The sequence below is a fragment of the Spirosoma foliorum genome, assembly GCF_014117325.1.
Taxonomy (GTDB): Bacteria; Bacteroidota; Bacteroidia; order Cytophagales; family Spirosomataceae; genus Spirosoma; species Spirosoma foliorum.
Window position 1 is genome coordinate 6,215,750 of sequence record NZ_CP059732.1, and the last position, 26,130, is coordinate 6,241,879.

General features: G+C 48.1%; 15 protein-coding genes and 1 pseudogene. 12 read left to right on the forward strand and 4 right to left on the reverse strand.

The genetic code is table 11. From position 1 onward, the window contains the following. Nucleotides 1-262 precede the first annotated feature (262 nt). The 5 genes from H3H32_RS26155 (at nt 263) to H3H32_RS26175 (ending at nt 9,039) form a co-directional block, all read left to right on the forward strand. Nucleotides 263-1,573 carry an esterase-like activity of phytase family protein gene (locus H3H32_RS26155; protein ID WP_182458698.1) on the forward strand — a complete coding sequence of 437 codons (1,311 nt, stop codon included), beginning with the start codon at nt 263-265 and terminating at the stop codon, nt 1,571-1,573. A 197-nt stretch (nt 1,574-1,770) separates the two neighbouring features. Further along, a complete protein-coding gene (locus tag H3H32_RS26160) occupies nt 1,771-3,462 on the forward strand; it encodes a tetratricopeptide repeat protein (protein WP_182458699.1) in 1,692 nt (563 codons plus the stop codon). A gap of 269 nt (nt 3,463-3,731) precedes the next feature. Continuing rightward, nucleotides 3,732-6,503: a TonB-dependent receptor gene (locus H3H32_RS26165; protein ID WP_182458700.1), complete on the forward strand. Its 2,772-nt coding sequence runs from the start codon at nt 3,732-3,734 to the stop codon at nt 6,501-6,503. Between the two features lie 128 nt (nt 6,504-6,631). Next, the gene (locus H3H32_RS26170) at nt 6,632-7,897 is read left to right on the forward strand and encodes a beta-helix domain-containing protein (RefSeq protein ID WP_182458701.1); all 1,266 of its coding nucleotides are present in this window, start codon (nt 6,632-6,634) and stop codon (nt 7,895-7,897) included. A 107-nt stretch (nt 7,898-8,004) separates the two neighbouring features. Next, nucleotides 8,005-9,039, forward strand: a complete 1,035-nt coding sequence (locus H3H32_RS26175; protein ID WP_182458702.1) for a phytase — start codon at nt 8,005-8,007, stop codon at nt 9,037-9,039. 102 nt (nt 9,040-9,141) lie between these two features. Here H3H32_RS26175 and H3H32_RS26180 read toward each other — a convergent pair whose 3' ends face one another. Together H3H32_RS26180 and H3H32_RS26185 are read right to left on the reverse strand one after the other, a co-directional pair. Next, complete coding sequence (locus H3H32_RS26180) at nt 9,142-9,423, reverse strand: hypothetical protein (protein WP_182458703.1); 282 nt, start codon at nt 9,421-9,423, stop codon at nt 9,142-9,144. 325 nt (nt 9,424-9,748) lie between these two features. After that, on the reverse strand, nt 9,749-10,435 hold the full coding sequence (locus H3H32_RS26185; protein ID WP_182458704.1) for a hypothetical protein: 687 nt from the start codon (nt 10,433-10,435) through the stop codon (nt 9,749-9,751). A gap of 347 nt (nt 10,436-10,782) precedes the next feature. On the opposite strand from H3H32_RS26185, the gene H3H32_RS26190 reads away from it, so the two are divergent. Next, nucleotides 10,783-13,668 (forward strand): TonB-dependent receptor, encoded by a 2,886-nt coding sequence (locus tag H3H32_RS26190; protein WP_182458705.1) that lies wholly within the window; start codon nt 10,783-10,785, stop codon nt 13,666-13,668. A 32-nt stretch (nt 13,669-13,700) separates the two neighbouring features. Continuing rightward, entirely contained in the window at nt 13,701-15,413 is a 1,713-nt protein-coding gene (locus tag H3H32_RS26195; RefSeq protein WP_182458706.1) for an IPT/TIG domain-containing protein, read from the forward strand. A gap of 94 nt (nt 15,414-15,507) precedes the next feature. Here H3H32_RS26195 and H3H32_RS26200 read toward each other — a convergent pair. After that, nucleotides 15,508-16,511, reverse strand: a pseudogene (locus tag H3H32_RS26200) (YpdA family putative bacillithiol disulfide reductase). 357 nt (nt 16,512-16,868) lie between these two features. On the opposite strand from H3H32_RS26200, the gene H3H32_RS26205 reads away from it, so the two are divergent. Next, nucleotides 16,869-17,765, forward strand: coding sequence for a M12 family metallopeptidase (locus H3H32_RS26205; protein WP_182458707.1), 897 nt, complete (start codon nt 16,869-16,871; stop codon nt 17,763-17,765). A gap of 54 nt (nt 17,766-17,819) precedes the next feature. Here H3H32_RS26205 and H3H32_RS26210 read toward each other — a convergent pair whose 3' ends face one another. Beyond that, nucleotides 17,820-21,083, reverse strand: a complete 3,264-nt coding sequence (locus tag H3H32_RS26210; RefSeq protein ID WP_182458708.1) for an SdrD B-like domain-containing protein — start codon at nt 21,081-21,083, stop codon at nt 17,820-17,822. Between the two features lie 212 nt (nt 21,084-21,295). On the opposite strand from H3H32_RS26210, the gene priA reads away from it, so the two are divergent. The 4 genes from priA (at nt 21,296) to pyk (ending at nt 26,028) form a co-directional block, all read left to right on the forward strand. Beyond that, nucleotides 21,296-23,821 carry a replication restart helicase PriA gene (gene priA, locus H3H32_RS26215; RefSeq protein ID WP_182458709.1) on the forward strand — a complete coding sequence of 842 codons (2,526 nt, stop codon included), beginning with the start codon at nt 21,296-21,298 and terminating at the stop codon, nt 23,819-23,821. Between the two features lie 34 nt (nt 23,822-23,855). Beyond that, on the forward strand, nt 23,856-24,086 hold the full coding sequence (locus tag H3H32_RS26220) for a hypothetical protein (protein WP_182458710.1): 231 nt from the start codon (nt 23,856-23,858) through the stop codon (nt 24,084-24,086). Continuing rightward, nucleotides 24,086-24,481 (forward strand): type II toxin-antitoxin system VapC family toxin, encoded by a 396-nt coding sequence (locus H3H32_RS26225; RefSeq protein ID WP_182458711.1) that lies wholly within the window; start codon nt 24,086-24,088, stop codon nt 24,479-24,481. Before H3H32_RS26220 ends, H3H32_RS26225 begins: the two co-directional genes overlap by 1 nt. Nucleotides 24,482-24,591: 110 nt before the next feature. Then, nucleotides 24,592-26,028 (forward strand): pyruvate kinase, encoded by a 1,437-nt coding sequence (gene pyk, locus H3H32_RS26230; protein ID WP_182458712.1) that lies wholly within the window; start codon nt 24,592-24,594, stop codon nt 26,026-26,028. Nucleotides 26,029-26,130 lie beyond the last annotated feature (102 nt).

Genomic DNA, 26,130 nt, shown 5'->3' on the forward strand with positions numbered 1-26,130 from the left:
TAACATAGCGTGGATAGCGCGAACGTCTACGTTCGTGCTATCTATTCCCCGGCCTCTGGCCGGAATAATATAAGAGACAATCGGCCAGAGGCCGAAGAATAGATGGCACGAGCGAGGACGCTCGCGCCATCCACAATACATATAGCAAACCACTAACAATCAACAGATTAAAACCTTAATACTGGCATAACAAACCAGGCATTCATATTACATTTGGGTAATATAAGGGGCTATAGCTTTGTAGAAAAACAAAGCTTTTTCCATGAAAATAGCCTCTCTACCTCTCTCACTCACCACGGGTTGTGTGCTTATAGCTGGTTTAGTCGTATCGGCCTGCGAAGATCATCGGATTCCGGCCGTTCTTCCCGCCTTTTCCGAAGCATCGAACCCAGCCATACTGGCTACCTCTCCCAACGGTACGGTTCTTTACAATGGTGGATTCGGTTCTGCTATCGCCCAGGATCACACCGACCCAACGGTATTTTACCTATTGACCGATAGAGGGCCAAATGCAGCGGGTGCAGCGGCCAACACCATCATTTTCGGTAAAGCGGATTTCACTCCACAAATCGGCCGATTCCATGTAGTTGGCAATCAGCTGGTTTTAGAAAAAGTTATCCTCCTCAAAAATGCCGCTGGCCAATTATTAACCGGGCTCCCGAACCCAATCGGTCAGGGAAATACGGGCGAAATTGCGCTCGACCTGAACGGACAAACGGTTGCGCCTAACGCCGATGGTATTGACTCCGAAGGGCTTGTATTAGCTTCAGATGGGACGTTCTGGATCAGTGATGAGTACGGTCCGCACATCGCCCACTTCGACGCTACCGGTAAAACTATCGAACGCATTAACCCATTTGGTTCGGGTACTGGCGGACGCACGCTCCCTAAAGTGCTGGCCCGTCGTCGGCCTAACCGGGGTATGGAAGGCTTGACTATTACGCCCGATGGCAAAACATTGGTTGGCCTGATGCAGTCGCCGATGTACAATCCATCGTCGGGAGCCGTATCGGGATCGACTGTGTTGCGCGTTATCACCTTCGATATCGCCACTGGTGCCACGAAGCAATATGCCTATTTGATGGAAAATTCGACTCTGACGGGCTGTAGCGAAATTGCGGCCATCACGAACACAACGTTCATCGCTTTAGAACGCGATGGTAACTATGGTGGAAATTCCGTCTCGCCAGCTACGTTCAAACGGATTTATAAATTCGATCTCGCTGGTGCAACTGATATCTCAGACCCAACGAATAGCGATGCGGGTAAACTCTATAATGGCTTGACAGTAGAACAACTTAAAGACAAAGCAGGCTTACAGAATGCAGGAGTTGTTCCGGTCACCAAAACGCTGGTTTTCGATATCCTGACTGAGATTTCACCCGTTTACCCGCACGACAAAGCAGAAGGTGTTACTATACTTAGCCCAACTCAACTGGCGATTTCGAACGATGACGATTTCGGTGTAGTCGACAACGGGAAGAATGGATTCACGACCAAAATTCTGCCCGCTACGGGCAAGGTTGATCTCAACCGAATCTATTTCGTGACGTTAAAAGCACCGCTTAAATAAAGCGGGTAGTTTTGATAGTGGTACTGGCGCGGGTATTTACCCGTGCCTTTTCATGTAGTCAGTATTCACTGACGCCAGCGAATGCTGGCTAAATTAATGGCACGAGTAAATACTCGCGCCAGATTGCTTAACAAAAATTTCACATTACGGATGCTGAGCGAGGCTTTATCTTTATAGATTCTACCAATCTCTACAGAATGCATCGCCTTTGTGCCCATACCTTAATTCGTTGCCTGCGTTTACGTATAAAACTCCTATTTTTCATCGTTTGGGGACTTTTTAGTGTTCCGTCGTCGGCTCAGGTTCTTACCAATACAGAGCAGCTTTCACGCCAATACCCCGACTCCGCTTATCGGCTCATCAAGGTTATGCTCGATAAAGCCGTTAATCAAAACGATCGACCGATGGAGGGCGATTGTCTCCAGCAAATTGGTTTGCTCCTGTATCATCAGGGGAGTTATGTGCAGGCCATCGATTATCTGCTACAGGCCCAGAAAATCTTCCTCAACACCAACGATACCCAACGGTTGGCCCGCAATCGGAATGAACTCGGTACGGTTTATTACTATAATGAGCAGGTAGATCGCGCACAGAGTCAGTTCAACGAAGCACTGAGTTTTTACCGTCAACGTAACAACGTCGAAGGGTTAGCCCAGACGTATGCTAACATCGGGCATATCTACGAAAAGCGAAAAGATCCTAAACAGGCCTACCATTACCAAAAACTGGCGCTGGCCAACAGTCAGGCAGCTAATGACGTGACTAGCCTGACTAAAATCTATGAAAATCTGGGCAGTATTTTTGAAGATGAAGCCCGCTACGACTCGGCCCATTTTTATTATCAACATGCGCTGACGCTCGCCCAGAAAACCCATGATGAGATTGGCCAGATTGAAATCATCAACAACCTTGGCGATGTTTTTCGGAAAACAGGCCGCTATCAGGAAGGGTTGAAACTCTCAAACGAGGCCATGAATCGGGCGAAACAAACGGGCGAATTGTACCAGCTTAGCGCGGCCCTTCGCGATATTGCCAAAACGTATCGCTTCCTCAATCAACCGGACAGCGCCTACGCCTATCTGGAACGAAGCCGTGACTTAGTCGATGCCATCTATGCCGCCGAAAATACCCGCCAGATTACGTTACTGCAAACACTCTATGATGTTGAGCGGAAAGACAGTGAGATTGCGCAGTTGAACGCCCAGAAACAAGTTGACTTCGTGATTATCATTGCGGCCAGTGTTGTGCTGGTCTTGATTGGGATTCTGGCTGCGGTTGTCATTAGTCGGCAACGGTTGAAACTTCGAAATGAACAGGCGCTCAATCAGCAGAACCAACAGATATTCCAGACCCAGAACGAGCTGATGCAGGTGGAATTGAAGAACCAGCAACTGGAAGAAGAAAACCTGAAAGGTCAGCTTGAGTTGAAGAGCAAAGAATTAACGACGCATACGCTACAAATCATTCAGAAAAATCAGGTGCTGGAAGAACTCAAAGAAGATCTGACAGCGATTTTGAAAGACGACAAACGCGATCAGAAAAAACAACTCCGACAACTGGTTGAAAAAATCAGCCTGAACTTTAGTCAGGACAAATACTGGGATGATTTCAGAACGATCTTCGATCAGGTTCATCCTTATTTCTTCACGCAACTCACGCAGCATTTCCCAGACTTGACCGCCACCGACCTGCGCCTGATTGCCTTACTGAAAATGAACATTAGCTCTGCCGATGTCGCTACGTTGCTCGGGATTTCATCGGATAGTCTGCGGGTTTCTCGTTATCGACTTCGTAAAAAGCTAGGTCTTGCCGAAGGCGAATCGCTCTCGGCCTATATTCAGCGCTTTCCTTTGCAGCCGCTACCATCGCCAGAAAGCAGCACGATTTAGGCGATTCGGTTAGCCTTCACAATTAGGAAACAGTTTAGTAACAATAAGATAATGGCTTTCACTAACCAAGTCAAATCATTAATAATCAGTACTTTAATGGCAGTTTAATTCTATTGTTGCCTTTCTGTTCACACCCTAAAACGTCTTGTTGCCTTTTTGTTCACGGGTCAAATTTGTCCGGTTCATCCGCTCTCCCTCACCTTTGCGACACCAACTTAGTACGGCCTTGGCCTTCCGGTAAGCCCCGCTAGTTGTCATTCGCAAACTGTATGAACCGACTACTACTGACAATCGTTTGCCTGCTTCTGATCCCCAACGTTTGGGCCGGTACCATCCGGGGGCGAGCTATCGATGCCACCACAGGTCAACCCATTATTGGCGCGACGCTAATTCTGGAAAACACAAAACTGTATAACGTATCGGGCCTGGATGGCTCGTATCTGATTAAAAACGTACCTACCGGAACGCATAAAATTCGCATCAGCTACGTCTCGTACAAAACGATGATCCGCGATGTGGTTGTCGCAAGTGATGAACAGGTTATTACGCTGGATTTGCCACTGGAAACCGAAACCGATCGACAGATTGCCGAAGTAAAGGTAACCGCCAAACGCGACGGCAGCAGTGATCGCACCGCTCGCGATCTCGAACGGAATGCCCTGCAAGTGACCAACATCGTATCGGGTCGAACCATCGAACTCTCTCCCGATTTAACCGTTGCCAACGTCATTCAGCGGGTATCCGGCATTTCGATTGAGCGCAACAGCAATGGCGATGGACAGTACGCCATTCTGCGGGGAATGGACAAACGGTACAACTACACGCTGGTTAACGGGGTGAAAATCCCTAGTCCTGATAATCGCTACCGCTACGTTCCGCTCGACATTTTTCCATCCGAACTCCTCGACCGATTGGAAGTCTACAAGGCCCTTACGCCGAGTATGGAGGGCGATGCGGTTGGTGGTGCCATCAATATGGTCATGAAAGATGCGCCCGACCGTCCGACGATTCTGGCCAACGTTTCGTCGGGCTACAGCGAACTGTTTTTCAATCGCCCGTTTGTGAGTTTCGATACGAAGAATATCAATTCACAGTCGCCTTACGAGCAGTTTGGTAGTCAGTACAGTGCCAAGTTTTCGGATTTCAATAAAGCCTCAACCACCTACACGCGTCAGTCGCCCCCGCCGAATTTGATGGGCAGTTTTGCCATAGGCAATCGATTCTTTGACCAACGGTTTGGCGTTATGCTGGCCGGTAGTTTACAGAATACGTACCGGGGAAGCAACAGCCTGTTTTTTACGGGTGATGTGGTCGATACGTTACGCGGGGTAACCCTTACCAAACAAAGCGAACGGCAATTTTCGGAGCGGCAAACCCGCTATGGGCTGCATGCCAAGATGGATTTTCGGGTGAACCGCAACGGCGGACCGGAACGCAACAAAATCCAGTGGTTCAACGCTCTGATTAGCCTAACGAACGAACAGATTCGGGAGACCAAAACCACCGAATTGGGCATTGGCGGCTTCGATCCGGTGTTGGGCAACGCAACTCTCGGCTATGAAACCCGCTCACGTCTGACCAAGCAGAAGATTTACAACAGTACGCTTCAGGGAACGCATCAGGTTACCCCAGCCTTCGCCATTAACTGGTCGGCAGTGTATTCGCTGGCAACGAACGGAGTGCCCGATCAGACCTATGTGCCGCTGCTGGGAACGCGCACAAACTTCGTTGAGAAACAAACAACGGTACAGGACGGCCAGCGTCGTTGGGAACACAATTCCGATACGGATTTGGCGGGTTATCTGAACCTGACGCTGAAAACCAATCTCGCAGGGATGGCCGTTGAATGGATGGCGGGTGGTTTATACCGCGACAAGCAACGGACGAATTTTTACAACAATTACACGCTCCGGCCTTCCAATCCATTCGCCCAATACGGCACAGACTTCACCGACTACAACCAGATTGTCTGGACGATTCAGAACCCACTCGGTTCAGTTGCATCGGCCCTGAACTACGATGCCACCGAGAAAACCGCTTCGGGTTACCTGCAATTCCGCACCACCGATCAACCGCTTGAAGTAACCGGGGGTGTTCGCATCGAACATACCGATCAGGGCTACGCCATGAAATTCCCGATTGGCGAAGACAACCCAACCGGAAGCCAGATTTATACGGATGTGTTGCCAAGTTTGCACTTCCGCTATCGGCCCGACGAGCACACCAACTGGCGGCTGTCTTACTTCCGATCGCTGAACCGGCCTGGCTTTTTCGAGATCGTTCCCTACCGGATTGTCAACGAAGAGTATCAGGAGCGCGGTAACCCGAATTTGAAGCGTGCCATTGCCGACAACGTTGACCTGCGCTACGAGTTCTTCCCGCGTCCGCTGGAGCAGTTCATGGTTGGCCTGTTCTACAAGCACATTCAGGACCCGATCGAGTATACGCTTCAGAAAGACGCCATCCGGGGACAGGATTTATACTACGGACCGGGCAATTTCGGCAACGCAACGAATTTGGGACTAGAGCTGGATGCCATCAAGTATTTCCGGCAGTGGGGCATCAAAGCGAATTACACCTACACAAACTCCAGCATCACAACGCCCAAGTCAAAACGAATTCGGAATGCGCAGGGTGATCTGGAAACTATTACAGTTAGCCAAACGCGGGCACTGTACGGGCAATCGGCGCACATCGCCAACCTGTCGCTGCTCTACAAAGACACCCAACATGGCTGGGATGGTCAACTGGCGGCCAGCTACACAGGACCACGTATCAACACCGTATCGCAGTTTGTCGATAACGACCTGTACCAGAAAGGCTTCATTCAGATGGACGCATCGGTCGAAAAGAAACTGGGCAAAAGCCTTCTGCTATTCGCCAAAGCCAATAACCTGCTAAACACCCCAACGGAGATTTTCATCAAAAACGTCAACAGTAAAAATTCGGACGTACCGAACCAGGATGAATCCGGCAAAACCCTCATCCGGCGCGATTTCTACCAGCGCTCTTATGTGCTGGGGGTGAGGTATAAACTGTAAGTCCAAGACAATAGAACGCAGATTATTAGGATTGTTATGATTAAAAAAATAGAAAATCATAATCCATCCTATTGATCATAAAAATCTGCGTTCCATGCAACCAACAAGTTCATAATCAACCAACAATCATGAAAAAAGTAATTATTCTGGCTGCGCTATCAGCGGCTGTACTCGTAGGCTGCTCGAAGAGCGATGACAACGGTAGCACGGTAACCCCAACGCCTGTTGTAAAAGAAGCCGTATCAGGCGATGTGTCAGGTACCTGGACGAAAGGAAACACCTATAAAATCACGGGCCACCTACAAATTCCAGCCAGTACGTCACTGGTTATTGAAGAAGGTGTCAACGTAATTTTCAGCGACTCGACCGTGAAGCCCGAGTTGATCGTGAAAGGAAATCTGTACGTAATGGGCACATCGGCAAATCCGGTGAAATTCACAGTACCCGATGCCTGGAAAACGACGGCTAATCAGTGGGGTAACTTGTGGGGTGGCATCATTGCGGCACCAACCTGCGCCGAGCTGCTCCTCGACAATGCCATTCTCGAATACGGTGGCGCGGTAACGACCGAGAGTTCACCTTCAGTAAAAGCAGGCTTGTACAAAGCGGCTGCGGGCAACCACGTTCCGGCCGTTAACTACTCGAACGTGAACGGCAAGCTGGTTATCGTAAATAGCCGCCTGAACAATCAGAACGAAGATGGTTTTTACATCGAAGGTGGAAAGGTGATCATTGCTAATAACAAGATTTACACCCAAGGTGTATCGGGTGGCGATGCCATCAATATCAAGTCGGGTGTTCAGGCCGATGTCGCGTTCAATATGGTCTATAGCCCTAACACCAATGCCCTGAAACTCTCGAACACAGGCGACCGTACCCCACAAGCTTATGTAGTAGCCTACAACAATACGATTGTGAATGCAGGCTGGCGTCGGCCAACCATCAAAGGTGGTTCAATCTGGGTAGAAATTGCCGTTCGGGCCGAGTTGTACAACAACCTGCTGGCAAACGACCGGTTCGGCGTAAAACGCGATCCGAAGAACCCTGAAGATAGCCGCACCAAAGTGAGCAACAACCTGTATTACGGAGCAACACAGGACGGTGTAACAGGCTTCCAGCCAACCACCGAAATTCTGACTGGTACCAACGACATCATCAGCAAAACCGTTGGCGACAATGATCCGAAGTTTGTGAACTATCCACTCACAACTGATTCTAAAAACGCAACTTTCAACACAGCCTGGGATTTCCGTTTGCAGTCAGGTTCACCCGCCATCGGCAAAGGCATCACGAGCTTCACCCGCCTGTATGCTGATGGTATTTCCTTCGCGAATGGCACGACGTATAAGTCGCCAGCTCCATCAACAACCATTGGTGCTTTCGGAAGTAATTAAGTTTAAAGGATTGTAACACAGAGACACACGGAGAAAACAGAGATTCACAGAGATCTCTCCGTGTGTCTCTATTTTCTCTGTGAATCTCTGTGTCACAACCTTTCTACATGAAAATCTATCTTTCGTTTCTCTTATCCTTTTTCCTGGTTGCCTGTCAATCTACAGCCCAAACTACTGTCCAGCCCGTTATCATTACCGACACCGTTCGGCACGACACCGACGATCCGGCCATCTGGATTAACCCGGCCGACCATGCTAAAAGCCTGATCATCGGTACCGATAAAGACCAGGACGGTGGCCTATATGTCTTCGATTTGAAAGGCAAAATTGTTCGGGAAGTTCACGACCTCAAGCGCCCCAATAATGTGGACATTGCATACGGCCTGATGCTGGGCGGCAAACCCACCGACATTGCCGTAACCACCGAACGATTCACGCACAAGCTCCGAATTTTCTCGCTGCCCGACATGAAACCCGTCGACAATGGTGGTCTTGATATGTTTGTTGGCGACACCGCTAGTGGCTTCCGCGATCTGATGGGCATTGCGCTTTATAAAAACCCATCGGGGGTATTATACGCGATGGTTGGCCGTAAAACAGGGCCAACAGACGGCTCTTATATCGGTCAATACCGGCTCGAAGACAATGGTAAAGGACAAGTAAAAGCTACCCTGGTTCGGAAATTCGGGATGTATAGCGGCAAGAAAGAAATTGAATCCATCGCCGTCGATAATGAGCTTGGTTACGTCTATTATTCCGACGAAGGCGTTGGCGTTCGTAAATACTACGCCGATCCAGAAAAAGGTAACCAAGAACTGGCCTTATTCGCTAAAACAGGTTTTGCCGAAGATCACGAAGGGATTTCGATCTACAAAACGGGGCCAAAAACGGGGTACTTACTTGTATCCGATCAGGGTGCAAATCAGTTCCATATCTTCCGGCGCGAAGGCGAACCCGGCAATTCCAACGACTACAAAGTAGTAAAAGTCGTAAAAGTAGCCGCCCAGGTTAGCGATGGCTCTGATGTAACGAATGTGCCGCTGGGTAAGCAGTTTCCACACGGCTTATTCGTGACGATGTCGGAGGGCAAAACATTCCACTACTACCGGTGGGAGGATATTGCGGGGAAGGAGTTAAAGTAATTTTCTGTCATTCCGACGCCAGGAGGAATCTCAAGTTTTGCAATAGTCAAGCTTGAGATTCCTCCTGGCGTCGGAATGACAGAAAAAATAGATTTGAGCTTTTTAAGCTTCCACAGGCTTAGCCTCAGCTTTGGGGGCTTTAGCAGCCTTAGGAGCTTTTGCCACTTTAGCTGGCTTCTTCGCTTTTTTGGGCTGTTTGGGTGTTTTATCGCCAGCTTTCTTCTTTTCTTCTTTTTTTAGAAGTTTCACCAGCTTCTTAGCCAGCTTTTCAGCCGATTTTTCAATGGCTTTTTTGGCTTTCTTCGATTGCTCGCCTAGTTCGCTTACCTTTGTTTCAACAGAAGTAGCGATCGATTCTGCAAGTGCCTTTTTTTGAGCTTTCATTCTTGGTTTTGTTAGCGTCTGGTGATTATAAAAAAATCTACAAAGAACTACGAAAAAAAAGGGACAAACAAAAGCCCAATGTTAAGTTTTTGTTATCATTTGGAGCATTTCAGAGGTCATTCCAGAGCAGTTTTTTGGTCAAAAAGCCTTTAGCCCGTTTAGTATCATGCTTCGTGATGTCAGGTTCTTAAACCTGACACCAATAGGTTTCTCAAAACCTATTGGTGCTACGAGTAGGTTTTGAGAAACCTATTGGTGTCGGTTATAAGTAACCGACACCACGGAGCCAAAGCACGGCACGCGCCATTATATAACATCCTTGCCCCTACTTCACTTCCTGTTTTGTCTCACGTTTATAGACCAGTAAGCGTCCACGGGCAGCGGTCATCACCTGATTCAATTGCTTATAGAGGTGGCTCTGAGTAAGCTGCATATTGCGTAGCTTTTCAGCCTCCTGTGTTACCTCCTGTGTCATCATGTTGAACTGGCGAGCCTGCTCCCGAAATGCCGCGAGGCAGTAAGCCGATGTAAGGGGCATAAAATCGACAATCTGCAAAAGATCTATCAACCAGCTAAAGTATTGTCCGAGCAGCGCATACGAATCTTCGTGCACACGCAGGTCTTTGTAGTGTACAGGCTTCCGCCGATTGGCAGGAAACCGGGGAAGGGGCAATCGATGGATTTTCAGGTAAAGTACTTTCAGCAAATCGTTAGCGACAGTACCGCCTTTAAACTGATAACCGATATCGGTCCACAACTGCTCATTTAGTGGCTTTATAGCACCTTCAGATTCATACGCCAATTGCCTGCGCTGCTCACACAGCTCCCAATACCGATGCCATTGCTCATCAAGTTGCCGGTTAGTTGTTTCAATGCGTTGAATAACGGTCTGAAGAACGGGGGCCTCGGGTGGAAAGTCATTGTCGTCCCCTTTCACCCAGCCCGTAAGTCTGGAATTAAGCTCTATTGCCTGAGTGAGTTTTTTCGTCAATGCACTTTCATAAGGAGTCATGAATGAACTGGTTTCGTTGGCCGCTAGTCTTGCAGAACTACCTGGCTTATGCCGCTACAGCCTGTTTAAAGATTAAGTAATTTTTAATATATCCTATCGACGCATTACCTGCTCCCAAAATTAATTAACACATCTTATCGACAACAATCTTCAGATTATCAGCAACTTAAAAATAGCATTGTCTCAATTAGGATAATTGAATCAGCAAAGTAACAATAGGTTTAAAATTAAAACAGCATTAAAAAAACTTAATATACAGCACTCCCAAGCATAACATTCAGGTAATCTCCTCCTCAAATAAGGCCGGTAGTTTTGCAGCGCTTTAAAGCGATACCAAAACTATAAACATGATCCGCAACGTACTACTTATCCTATTTTCTCTTTGGACAACTGTTGTTTTAGCACAGACAGGAACCATCAGAGGAACCATTAAAGATGGCAAAACCAAAGAGGCTCTGATAGGCTGTACAGTCCTTGTCAATGGGACTCAATTGGGTGCCACAACAGACATTGAAGGGAACTTTAGCATTGCCAATGTACCAGCCGCCACGCATAAAGTGGTCATTTCCTACATCTCGTATCAAACCAAAGAAATCCCGAATGTTCGGGTTGAGTCGGGGAATACGACGGCTATCGAAACCGAACTAGCTGAAGAGGGTAAGTCGCTCCAGGAAGTAGTGGTTCGGGGCAATAAAGCGACGAATACAGAGATTGCGGTTATCACCGAAATCAAACAGCTTAAGCCTATTGCCGTTGGGATTTCGGCCCAGCAGATTGTGAAATCGCAGGACCGCGATGCGGCTGCGGCTATTCGCCGGGTGCCGGGTGTGAGTATTGTCGACAACCGTTTTGTGCTTATTCGTGGACTGGCAGCGCGCTATAATTCCGTGTTGATCAACGACGTCATTACGCCTTCGACCGAAGTTGACACGCGTTCGTTCTCGTTCGATCTCGTGCCGAGTAACATCATCGACCGGATGATTGTCTACAAATCGGGTTCCGCCGAACTACCTGGTGATTTTGCGGGTGGAGTCGTAAAAATCTACACCAAACGCCGACCTGAGCAAAATTTCCTGGACGCTGGCCTGACACTGGGCTATCGGGGAAATACGACTTTTCAAAATGTACAGTCGCATTCCCGAAGCGGCCTCAACTGGTTAGGGCTTTGGGGAAAAGATCAACAAATTCCATCGAGCTTCCCAACCGGTTTGGGGCAATTCAATAGCCAGAATCCGCTACAGCGTGCCGCCTATGCCCAGTTGCTGCCAAACTCGTGGGGAATCCAGAATCAGACTGTTAACCCTGATATACGCCTTGCGATCAACATGGGTCGCCGGTTCGATGTAGGAAATGTGCGCGTCAGCAACCTGACCAGCATCAACTACGCTACGACGAACCAGTTCTCGAATATTGATTTCCAGTTGTACGATAACGGCACTATTGCCAATGCTGTTGCTGAAAAATATAATGACGCCAACTACGCCCGCCAGACTCGTTTAGGTATCCTGCATAACTGGTCGGCGCGACTCTCGCCAAGCTTCAACCTGGAGTGGAAAACGCTCTTTAACCAACTCAGTACGACCGAAACGGTTGTCCGTACGGGTCAGCGCCTTCAGGATGGATTCGATGTATTGAGCTATTCGGAACGATTCGAAAACCGGAGTATCCTGACTTCGCAACTGGCTGGTGAACACACCGTAAACCAACTGACAAAGATTAACTGGATTGCCAGCTTCGGTTATACGGGCCGTTGGGAGCCAGACTGGAAACGGGTTCGTTATCAGCGGGTAACGGGCGCTACAGGTGCCGATGGCCAGCTTCAGCCCTACTCGATTGCCACGCCAAACGATCCTAACCCAATTGATGTTGGCCGGTTCTATTCCAAACTACACGAGTATGTAGCCTCGGTAGTGGGTAATGGCGAGCATACGTTTGGAAACCCAACGGATCGGGAGCCGAACCGCATTCGGTTCGGAGCGTATGCCGAACGTAAAAATCGCGATTACGGCGCTCGTTTCTACGGCTATCAGAGCGTTGGAAACAGTACCACTGCCAAAGCAAGTGATATAAACACGGCGTTTAGCACGGCGAATATAAACGGGCAGAACGGCTTTTCGCTGCTCGATGGTACCAAGCCGCTGGATTCGTACAAAGGGATCAATACATACCTGTCGGGATACGTTACGGGCGATGTTTACTTCGGACCAAAAGCGAACCTGACAGTAGGTTTCCGTGGCGAGTACAACGATCAGGGCATCCGCGCTACCCGAACAACGACCGAAGAACAACTGGTATCGAACAAAGTCTTCAGCCCGCTACCCTCGCTGAACTTCACCTATAAGCTAAGCGATCGGACCAATTTGCGCCTGGCTTATTCCTCATCACTCAACCGTCCTGAGTTCCGTGAGTTGGCACCGTTCAGCTACTTCGACTTCAACTTGCTGGCCGATATCCGTGGTAACACAGCCCTAAAAACCGCCAACATTCAGAACATCGACGCGAAGTGGGAATTCTACCCAACTCAAAACGAGCTTATCTCGATTAGCGGTTTCTACAAACATTTTACCAACCCAATCGAATCGTTTCTGCTGATTCAGGCGAACGGGTTAGCGTACACGTTTGCCAATGCTAACACGGCTCAGAACTATGGTGTTGAGTTGGAAGTACGGAAAGGGTTCCAGAATTCACCGAGCCTGTTCCTGCAAAATCTGTCGGTCGTTGGTAACGTATCGCTGATCAAAAGCACAGTTAATGTTGGTGATATTGTGCGGGCTCCAGACCTCAGCGGAGAAGTTCGTGAATACGACATCCGCGGTGTTGCTGATACCGAGCGCCCGCTGGCTGGTCAGTCACCTTATCTGATCAATGCTGGTCTGTACTATGCAGCACCGAAGTCGGGCTGGCAGGCCAATGTTCTCTACAACGTATTCGGTCAACGGATTTTCGCGGTAGGCAACCGAAACAATCCGACCATTTACGAAATGCCCCGGAACGTTGTCGATCTGAACCTGACCAAACAAGTCAACAATAAACTCGAACTACGACTGGGTATTCAGGATGTACTGAACCAGTACGTACGGTTTGCGCAGGACTTCAACCACGACGGTAAAATCGGTAGCGACGTAACCTCACAATCGGCGGATGCGGATCAGGTTCTTCGCAAGTTCAAACGGGGCAGCTACTACACGCTGAGCGCGATCTACACATTTGGTCGCCGGACCGTCATTCCTTAAAGACAGTACCAATCAAATTCAATTAAAAACCAATGTTTATGCGAGTTAACCAATTGCGCCGTGGGTGGCACGGCAATTTCTCAGCCTTGACAAGCCTGCTAGTTTTAGCACTGGGCGTATTTCTGGTAGTATCGTCCTGTAAGAACGACGAGACACCAGCACCGGTTCTGAGTATCACGAGCATTTCACCAACATCGGCTCCAGTTGGTACACCCATCGTTATTACAGGTACAGCGTTCAACGCTACGCCAGCCAGCAATACCGTAACGTTCGGTTCTGTACCCGCTACGGTAACGGGCGCAACAACCACTTCGTTAACAGTTGTGGTCCCTGCCAATGCCGGAACGCCAATCAATGTATCAACGGGTGGTGCAACGGTAAGCAGCACGATCGCGTTTGCACTGGGTAACAAACCTGTTGTTACAGTGGCATCGAACATTACAGCCAACACAAACTGGACAGCGAGCAATATTTACCTGATTCAGGGTTTTGTAAACGTTACTTCGGGTGCTACGCTGACTATCGAAAAAGGAACGATCATTAAGGGTGCTCCCAAAGAGCAGGACCCAAGCGGGCAGGCCAAAGGCGGTACGCTGATCATTCAGGCAGGTGCTAAAATCAGCGCGGTTGGTACGGCTGATTCGCCAATCATTTTTACCTCGAGCAAAGCAGCTGGTTCACGTAACTATGGCGACTGGGGTGGTGTCGTTCTGATTGGTAAGGCTCCAATCAACCAGCCAGGTGCTACTTCATTTGAAGGTGGAATTCCCGGGTCTACCGGTACGTACAGCGATGTAAATGACAACTCAGGTACGATGCAGTACTGCCGGATTGAGTTCGCGGGTATCTCTCTGTCAAACTTAGCGAACAGCGAAATCAACGGTCTGACGCTCTACGGTGTAGGTGCTGGTACAACCATCGACCACATTCAGGTTTCGTACAGTGGTGATGATTCGTATGAATGGTTTGGCGGTACGGTAAATATGAAAAATCTGGTTGCTTTCCGTGGTTGGGATGATGATTGGGATACGGATTGGGGCTATTCGGGTAAAGTACAGTATGCTGTATCATTACGCGATCCAGAGGTGGCTGACCAATCAGCTTCTAACGGATTTGAATCGGATAACTTCGCGGCTGGAGCACCCGCTACAGGCCCTAATAACGGCCTACCATTAACGGCTCCTGTATTTGCCAACGTTAGTAACTTCGTTTTCTCGGGTACTCCTTCAAACGCAGCTACAGCGAAAGGGAGTGGTTCGTATCAATCGGCCATGCACCTGCGTCGTAATACGTCGATCAGCATTTTCAACTCGTTGTTTGTGGGTTATCCGGAAGGGTTACGCCTGGACGCTCTCACTGGCACCACCAACACGCTGGACAATGCTACGGCTGGCAACCTCCAATTACGTGGTATCATTCTGGCTAATATGAATACGCCCGTTCGTGGTGCACAATCGATCACGAACGATCAGGCTACTGCGTTCTTCAATACGGCGGCTTTCAAAAACCAGATCATTGCTAGTTCTAGCCTGGCTTCGTTACTGTTGAACTCCGCCACCTTTACACTGACGGCTCCTAACTTCCTGCCACAAACGGGTTCGCCTTTGTTGACGGGCGCTATCTGGGACGGCAAAGGTGCTGATGCTTTCTTCACGAAAGAAACGTTCATTGGCGCATTCGGAACCACCAACTGGACCACAGGCTGGACCAACTGGGACCCACAAAACGCCAACTACGATAAGTAGTCAGTCAATTAATTTTATATATTGGTGTCGTAAAAAAAGGCCAGGGCTATGCTCTGGCTTTTTTTATGGAGGGCGATAGCGCGAACGCCCGTTATTAAATACGTTGAATCAACTCCGCTACTTTATGCACCTCCCGGCCCATGATGTGGTCGATAATGGATTGGGCGTGTTCACGACCATTTTCAATAAATACTTTCTCCGTATAAATTCCAGCCAGTACCGTACCACAGACGTACAAGCCCGGAACATTGGTCTCAAATGTTTCTTTGTTAAAGACGGGCACCTGAGTTTGCGGATCTAATTCGATGTCGCAACGGGTCAGTAATGACGCATCAGGAATATAACCCGTCAGGATAAAGACGAAATCGGCGGGAAGTTGGCTTTCTTCACCCGTTTTTAGGTTCACTACCGTTAGTTGGTTCGTGTCAATCTGGGTAACACAGGAATCGAAAACGGTTTTTATTTTCCCTCTTTCACCCGATTCTTCACATCTGGAATGAGCCAGTATTTTACGGTACTCCGGAAATCTTCGCCCCGGTGCACAATCGTGATGTTTACATCGTGACGATATAACTCCAGAGCCGCTTCGACTGCCGAGTTAGACGCACCAATGATCACCACATTCGTAAACGAGTATTTGAACGGTTCGTCGTAGTAGTGTGATACGTGCGGCAGACTTTCGCCCGGAATATTGAGCCAGCGTGGGCGGGTAAAATAGCCCGTTGCCATAATCACTTTACGAGCCTGGTACCGATCGCCGGTTGTGGTGGTAATTGTAAACAGGTCTCCCTCCTTCTTCACATCCCAAACCTCCTGAAACAGTTTGAAATTCAAGTGATAATAGGCTGCGGCTTTCCGGTAATACTGGAGGGCTTCGTCGCGCCCGGCTTTCACGCCCGAAATTGGAAAGGGTAAACCGCCAATTTCAATGTTTTCGGCAGTTGAAAAAAAGCGCATCCGACGTGGGTATTGCCTAAGCGACTCAGTCAGGCTTCCCATTTCCAAAATCAAATGGCTCAGGCCAGCTTTAGTTGCTTCGATACCAGCGGCCAACCCACAAGGCCCGCCCCCAACAATAACGACGTCAAATAGTTGCATAATGTAGTTTTGAAAGATCCGTCATTTCCGACAAAACGGCCAACCGCTATCAGAAAACGGCTTTTATCAGTCTAAGAATAACCTAAAGATCACTACTACAGCAACGAAGAGTTCCCATCAAAGATTCCTCTTAATCGACAGCATCTGGTAACGTAGTTCACTGAAACTGCCACTTAATAGATATTTATAGTTTGATTCTTCATCATACATCCATACGTTACAGTGGAAACGTATATATGTCCTAGAAACTACATGATACCATTTTAACCATATACTAACCGTTAAGTATATTTTAAAGAAAAAACGCAAACAGTACAAATCCTTTTATGTTCATTTGGCAAACTAAAGATCTCAACAATGAAAGGAACATTTTCTCATCTCACTCACTTTGCTGTAGCTATTGCCTTAGCAAGTTGCTCACAAGATCCAACAGCCACAACGCTAAACACCATGACGCCCGTATCCAAGGCTACACGAGCCGAAGAGGCTTTTCCGAACCAGCGGGGAGTGTCAAAGAGCGCTTATCTGAACGGACAAAAAGTCACGTATAATCTGATTGGCGATCAGGCTGTATTTGAAAGCGATATACTTCTACAGCCCGAAAGTTTGAAAGAACAATCTGACATGCAAACCGCAGGAACTGGTCGTTCCAAAACTTCGGCTTGGTGGCCTAACAAAATCGTTTATTATGCCATTGATCCATCCTTGCCCAATCAGACTCGCGTAACCGATGCCATTGCGCACTGGGAGGCCAATACACCGATTCGTTTCGTTCAACGTACAACGCAACGGGGCTATGTGATGTTTAAAACGGGTTCGGGCTGTTCGTCAAACGTTGGTTATTCGGGAGGGTTACAATATGTGAATCTGGCCAGCAGTTGCACAACCGGAAATACGATTCACGAAATTGGGCACACATTAGGCCTCTGGCACGAACAGTCGAGAGCCGACCGCGACAACTTTGTGACGATCAACACGGCCAATATAATCTCTGGGTACGAAACGGATTTCCAAACGTATATCCAGCGAGGCAGCGATGGTTTCGACTATGACTCTGGCCTGGATTTTGGCTCGATTATGCTCTATGGCTCGTACGATTTCTCTAAAAATGGTCAGCCAACCATGACGAAGAAAGACGGGTCAACATTTGTCGGACAGCGGAATGGGCTGTCACAAACAGATATAAACACCATATACTATATGTATGAGCCTGATATGGCCCTGAGCAAAAAAATAGATACTAAACAGCAATAAAAAAGCGTGTGGTGGATTTCAGAACCTGAAATCCACCACACGCTGTACTAAGATCTATCTAATTCGCCTGATTGTGATAGGCACACAAACGGGCACGTGATTTATGCACGGATCATCGTTATTACTGGGCAATAGCTCTACGCTAGCGGATACTTTACAACCATTTACGCCTGTTGCTGTCACTGTATAGTCACCAGGAACGCTGACCACTGGTTCAGATTCAGTACTGGTAAATCCATTCGGGCCAGACCATAGTAAGGTAGCACCGGGTGCCTCTGCATACAAGGTTGCCGTACAGTTTACGCAGGCCAGACCTGCGCCAGCAGCTGTCAGGTTAGTAGGTGCGGTTGTATCTGACGTCACATTGGTCGTAACTGTAGTCAACGTGCCGGGGCAATCTGGGCTGCTGATCGTAAGCGTATACGTGCCCGCAACCGATATGATTGGATTCTGTTGGGCGCTGGTAAAGCTACCGGGACCGGTCCAGGCATACGTAGCAACAGAGGCAGCTGAACCGTCGCCATAAAGCGCTTGCCCCTTCAGCGTAACTTGTTTCACGGCGCAGTTGAGTTCACCTCCTGTAGCCGAAGCGGATAACGATGGGGAAACCTTTATAACCATCGGACTCGATTGGCGGCAGGATGGGTTTTCGGGCGTGGGGTAAATAATGGCGTAGACATACTGCTGTGAAGGAGCAGCTGTGTTGTTCACTGTGCTGATTGCCGGATGATACAACACCGCCCGGCTGTTGGCATCGGGCAAAACCGTACCCAACACAACACCCCCACTTCCGTACATAGCTGTACCCGATTGTGGCGTCGTAAATAATACAAAACGAACTGAATCAACCCGGCTCAAATGACTTCCAAGGGCAGCGATGGAATCTACAGCGAGTCCGGCACATACCTCAATCGGATCTTTCTCAGCAGTTAGTTCGGGGCAAGAGTAAATCGACAAATCATTCGTAAAATCATTCTGACCAGCGTCTTTCGAGGTTACAGCAATAACAGCCGATCCACCAACTAACTGAGCATCTGAATCGCGCAGGTCTGGCTCTGTATAATTTGACCGATTAAGTGGTGAAATCGTATAGTAACGTTGCGGAACCGCAGCACCCTGTCTGGCTCCACGAGCCGCCACTCGGCCACCTGCCCCGGCCAAAGGTTTCGTTCCGTTTAAGGTTATATCCAACTTCGGCAACTGCAGGGTATCCATCCGAATCTCATATTTATGATTATACAGAAGCCCGGCGGGTACAGTTGTGTTATTAAAATAAAACTGCCCGCCATCATGGGTTGTCTGCGTGCCAACCAAAGCACCGCCATTTTCCATATCGTGCAGCGTCAGTACGATGCCGTCGATACCTGGCTCATACGCATCCTGAATCCCGTCACGGTTGTCATCGAACCAAACCCGGTTACCAATCTCTACAGTGGCGGGGTCACATAGCGCTTTACTATCACCAATCCCCGATGCTTTCCCAAACGAACCCGGCGAAAGAGTATATAAAACATAGTTACGATTCAGAGCGCCGTTTTTTGTGTTAAACACTTTTAGGCCGCCTGACTGGTACACATTTTCGATAGGGTCGAAAGCCGACGTGATCACTTCACTATAACCCGGAATAAACGATAAGGCTCCGTTTATTACCTCCGCGTGGCCAATATGGTCAATGAAGTACCAGTAATCTTTACCAAAAAATTCACCTCCGCCAGGACCTTCGTTGTTACCAACTCCACTGCCCGTCAGATTTCCTGATTTCCCATTGCTTTCGAGCGTAAAAGCTCCATTGGTATAAGAAGCCCGTAATAAATCGCCAGCAGTAAAGCCATCATATAAGCCATTTCCATTCGGATCATGGTTCTGAACACCAGCCATATGCCCGAAACGATCCAGAAAACCGATTAACATGGAGCCATCATCATCGAATTCCAGATCTATCACAATTGGCTGAGGATGCATCACAAACGTAGGGCTATCACCTAATCCACAAGGCGTTGGCCAGGCATCAGTCCAGGGCAACCAATGGTCATATTTCGCGCAGCTGTTTTCGGGATGTAAAGGATCGGTAGTCGCATCTGTCGGGCCACGCCGAAAATCAAGTGGAAAGGCTAGTACTTCTGTAAATACAGATGTCGATGGGTCGAATTGATAGATCGTTGCTTTAAGGTCACTTTGTAGCCCCGACGTTTCGGCAGAACACACTACGCCAACATAAATTTTACCGTGATAGACTTTAAGCGCCCACGGCCGAAAATCGCCGTTTGAACAACCCGGATCAGGAACCGACCACGATTTTACGGCAGTAGCCGACGTTGGCGCAACAGCTGGCGAATCGACAAACAAACTATATAACTTCCGATCTTTCAGGTTAATGAAATACAGTGTTTTGTCATCTTCAGACATGTCCATACCGCCAAAACTCATTCGCCCCGCTGCACTCATAGAGCCAGGATCGGTGCTGGCCTGCGTTTTATCACCAAATAAATTAGCAAGTGGATCGGCGTGCGGATCATCGCCAACATCAATACCAACCGAACTAACCGACATGAAGGTTGTGGTTGTACCGGATGCAATATCGGTTATGTATATACCACCAGGGCCGCCGGGTCCAAAACTTACATGCCGTTTAACAACAGACGCGCTAAAGACTTTTTTCGTCCGTCGCTGATAGGCCAGTGCCCATACTGCCCCTACTTCTCCGGCAGTTGCCAGGTGATTAGGCGGGAAATTAGTTGGGCCTGCTACCCCATACGCATTATATGAGAAACTTACCAATGCATCTGCCTTCGCCGATTGCTTATCCTCTGATACGGTATTTCCGTCTTTATCGGTTGTTATCTGCGTATTGCCATTCACATAACAAGGGGTAATTATGTTAACTCCCGTCCGTTGGCAATAATCTGCCGGATAATTGATGCCCAGATTGGCATTGACGGCGGGTGCCGTTATAAACTGCACACTCGTGCCGCTACCCGTCCCAAAAGGCCCGTTGTAGTCACCAGTTGGCAGGCCTGCAAATTCAACGCGCACGATCTTACCCGCTGGCGCGTCGGTACTGCTGAATGAATAGGAACCATCAGCAGCAGTTGTGGTCGAGATGGGTGTCTTGCTTAGGTCAACAAAAGCCAGAACAGTAACTCCGGCTACACCTACTTCAATGGGTAGTGTGTCGGAGCGAATTCCATTTAGGTCAAAGTCACGAAAAACAATGCCCTTTACCTGCGCATTAGCCGTTGTGATACAGGCAACAAGCACCCATAAAGCAACCAGCCATTTCCTGTAGGGATCAGCGGTGGATACATAAATTTGCTTCATAAATTGAGAATCTTCGTTGGAAAAAGGAATGTACTAAACGCTAGAGAGTTAATAAACTATTGATAGAAAACCAGTTACAATAAAAAATAACTAAATTTATTAAGGATACTTATTGTTCATTAGATCAAATAGCCAAGCATTTGCCAGACAAAACCCTTGCCAGACGGCTGGCGGTTTTCTACGTATATTTACCCTCCATACTGCTCAAATCTGTGGAAAACCAGTTAAACACGTTGTTTTCGTCATTCGAGAGCGAAGAAATAACTTTCTTCGCTGACCTAATTTTACCAATTCCGGTACCAAAATTGTTCACCTATAGAGTTCCTCGAGGAATGGCCGACACTCTCAAAATTGGTGCCAGAGTTATTGTACCGTTTGGTAAAAAAAATAGTCGGGTACTTACGGCGGTCGTGGCTAAACTGCATAATTCACCGCCTACGGCCTATCAGGCACGTTATATCAGCGAAGTGCTGGATGAATATCCGTTAGTTACAGGCTATCAACTGGAGCTGTTTAGGTGGATGGCGGAGTATTATATGTGCTGTATTGGCGACGTAATGAACGTTGCGCTCCCTTCGGGTCTGAAGATTTCGAGCCAGTCCAAAGTGCAGGCCAATCCGGATTTTGACTACCCAGAACTGCTTACTGAATTTGAAGGAACCCTGCTGGTCGAACTCAAAAAACACCCGGCTTTGTCCTACGAAGAACTCGGCCGATTGGCTGGCGAAGGCACCAATGTTCCCGCCCTGATCAAGTCATTAGTGGGTAAAAAAGCGGTCATTGTTTTTGAAGAAGTTCGGGAAAAATACATTCCGAAAATGATCCGTAAGGTTCGGCTTCATCCTAATTATGAGGAGAAGGAACAGCTGCTAGTTTTGCTGCAACGGCTCGAAAAACTGCCCAAACAACAGGAGGTTGTTATGCGCTACCTGAGCCATGTGCCGATGCAGCGCAGTCCGGAGTTGAATCAGAAAGGATTGGATAAAACGATCCTCAATCAGGATGACGAACTGTCGCAATCGTCGCTGACAACGCTCATTAAAAATCAGGTATTCGAAACATTTGAAGTAATTCAGCCCCGTTTTTCGGACAATGCGGCCCCGCAGGTGGAAATCAAGCTAACCGATGCCCAACAAACGGCTTCGTCGCAGATTATGGCGCAGTTCGAGAACCAGAATATTGTTCTACTGCATGGTATTACTGGTAGTGGTAAAACCGAGGTCTACATCGAACTCATCCAGCAGGCGCTTGATAGCGGCTCGCAGGTGCTTTACTTATTACCCGAAATTGCCCTGACCACGCAGATTGTGGTCCGTTTACAACGCGTGTTTGGGGATAAAATGGGCATTTATCACTCCAAGTTTTCAGATAATGAGCGCGTGGAGGTCTGGAAAGGGGTGGTATCCGGCCAGTATCAGTTTGTGGTGGGCGTGCGTTCGGCCGTTTTCCTACCCTTCGACAATCTAGGGCTTATTATCGTGGATGAAGAGCACGAAACTAGCTATAAACAACACGACCCGGCCCCACGCTACCACGCCCGCGATGTAGCCATTATGCTGGCTCACTGGCAGCAGGCTAAGGTATTGTTAGGTTCGGCCACCCCCTCGCTCGAAACCTACTTTCAGGCTAAGCAAGGACGTTATGGTCTGGTAGAACTTTTCCAGCGATTCGGAAACGCTACATTGCCAAATATTCTTCTGGTGAATCTTCAACAGGAGAAACGGCAGAAAACGATGAAAAATGAATTTTCATCCGCTTTATATACTGCACTCGAAGCCAACATTGAGCGGAAAGAGCAAAGTATTTTGTTCCAGAATCGGCGGGGTTACTCGCCCTATATGCAGTGCGAAGATTGCGACTGGACGGCCGAATGTCCCAATTGTGCGGTAAGCCTGACCTACCACCAGCGCGACGCCGAACTACGCTGCCATTACTGTGGGCATAAAGATCAGGTGCCCCGTACCTGCCCAACCTGCGGCTCTACGAAAGTTAGAACCATTGGTTTCGGCACTGAGAAACTGGAAGATCAATTGCAGATTTTCTTCCCGGAATCGAAAGTGATTCGAATGGATTTAGATACTACGCGCGCCAAAAATGCGTATCAGCAGATCATCCAGGAATTTGAAACGGGGGAGGTCGACATTCTCGTTGGTACCCAGATGATTACAAAAGGATTGGATTTCGATAACGTTAGTCTGGTTGGCATTTTCGACGCCGATCGGCTTATTCATTTCCCTGATTTTCGGGCGACCGAGCGGGCTTTTCAAATGATTACGCAAGTAAGCGGTCGGGCTGGGCGACGTGCCGGAAGGCAAGGAACTGTTCTGATTCAAACCCAAAATCCGCAACAGCCGATTCTGCAAAAAGTGATTCAGAACGACTATAAGGGTTTATATGAAGAAGAAATTCAGGAACGCCAGGATTTTAACTACCCCCCCTTCTGCCGATTGATCAAACTCACCGTTCGGCATACCGACAAACTTACCAGCCATCGTGCCGCCGAGCGTCTTGCTGCCGAATTGACCGATGCGCTGGGTAGCAGCCGGATTCTGGGACCAGAAGAGCCGTTAGTGGAGCGGATTCGGAACCAGTTTCTGTTCGACATTCTTATCAAAATCGAACGCGACAAGGTGAATATCAAGGCCGTGAAAGCCTACATTCAGGAGCGTATCAACGACATCCTGACCGACAAGGGATTACGGCAAGTAAGCATCGTGGCTGATGTGGATTGTTTGTAAGTATTTTACGTTATTGCTTAAAACTCACACAACTATGTTGGCAACAGTAACAGGAACCTACAAAAACGGGCAGATCATTCTGGACGAAGAATTGCCCGTAAAAAGCGAAAACGCCAAAGTAATTGTGACGCTTGTAGAAGATACCGTCGAAAACCAGGAAAAGCCTAAACGCACATCCGGCTTACTGAAAGGGGCATTTGTAGGTGAATATTGGTTTTCCAAAGAATTTAACGATCCTTTGGACGACTTAAAAGATTATATGTAATGAATGTTTTGTTGGATACTCAAGCTGTTATATGGTACGTAACAGATGAGTCTTTATTGACTCCAAAGGCTCGTACGGTAATTAACGGTGCCGATCTAGCTTACGTTAGCGCAGTCAGTTTTTATGAGATTGCAATAAAACTTGCCATAGGTAAAGACGCAGGTATAAAGCGCTCCTTACCTGACATTATTAAACTTGTTCTTAAGTCAGGATTTCTTTGGCTACCTATGGCTGCTAATCATATTGAAACTTATTCATCAGTTCCCCTCTTAGATAACCATAAAGATCCTTTCGATCGAATGATCCTGGCAACTGCCCTCGCCGATAATTTGATTATTATTTCATCCGATCACAATTTCCCGCTCTACAGCGACCTTGTCACAACCATCTGGTAACGTCAGTCTTCTAAGGTTTCCCGTAAAATTTCCATTAATACAACTGTTTATAAGCCCATCCGGTTATTTTTGCACCGGCTTCTGGCCGATTTTGCCCAATTTTCCATCCTATGTCAAAGAAAACCAAGATCGTAGCCACCGTTGGCCCGGCTTCCGAAACCAAAGAACAATTGCTGGCATTAGCCAAAGCTGGAGTAAATGTATTCCGGCTCAACTTCTCCCACGGCACTCACGAAGACCATCTGCAGCGGCTTACCCTCATCCGCGAAATCAACGAAGAATTCAACTTAAACCTCTGTGTATTACAGGATTTACAAGGTCCCAAAATTCGTATTGGTAACGTTGAGCATAAAGATGGCGTACTAATCGTACCGGGTCAGGAACTCGTTTTCACCAACGACGACATTATTGGCACTGCCGAACGGGTAAGTACGCCTTACAAAGACATGTACCGCGATGTACATCCAGGTGAACGTATCCTGATGGACGATGGCAAACTGGAAGTGCGCGTTCTGCGTACCGAAGGGACCGATGTTGTTACCGAAGTTGTTTATGGTGGTTCGATGAAATCGAAGAAAGGCGTTAACCTGCCTAATACGAAAGTATCGATGCCAGCGGTAACGGAAAAAGACTGGACCGATCTCGAATTTGGCCTCGAACACGATGCAGAATGGATTGCGCTGTCGTTCGTACGAGAAGCGTCTGAAATTCTCGAAATTAAGGAATACATCAAATCGAAAGGCAAAAAGAGTCGCGTTATTGCGAAAATCGAAAAGCCCGAAGCGATTCAAAACATCGACGAGATCGTTGCTGCAACTGATGGCTTAATGGTTGCTCGGGGTGACCTCGGGGTTGAATTACCCGCCGAAGAGGTACCGATGATCCAGAAAATGCTGGTTGAGAAATGTAACAAAGCGGGCAAGCCCGTTATTGTAGCTACGCAGATGCTCGAAAGCATGATCGATGCTCCTCGTCCAACCCGTGCTGAAATCAACGATATTGCCAACTCCGTAATGGACGGTGCCGATGCAGTTATGTTGAGCGCCGAAACAGCGTCGGGTAAATACCCAATTCTGGCAGTTGAAAGCATGGCAAATACCATCAAACAGGTTGAAGCCACTACCGATAAAATTTATTATCGCTACCACGCCTATGTGAATGAGCACCCAACCGAAAACGTGCTCAACGATAACGTGGTTATGAGTGCCTGTCGCCTAGCCCGTGATACCCACGCGAAGGCAATTATTGGGATCACGAACTCGGGTTATACCGCCGTTCGGATTTCACACCACCGCCCAAAAGCGGATCTGTACGTTTTCTCTAACGACGCACAACTACGGAACACGCTTGGTTTATATTGGGGTGTACAAGTGCTTCCTTACGAGCCAGATCTAACCCTGACGGTTGATCAGACAGTTGAGGCCATTAAACAAACGCTTATAGGACAAGGTAAGCTGCAATCTGGCGATATTTTCATCAATACGCTCAGCATGCCGTTAACGCAGTCTCGCAAAACGAATACCGTCAAATTGAGCACGGTCGATTAGCAATGGAATAAGCTGGCGCGGGTATTTACCCGTGTCTTTAATTTTGTCAGCATTCGCTGACGCATGAACAGAGGAAATACCAGCAAATGCTGGCTATATAAG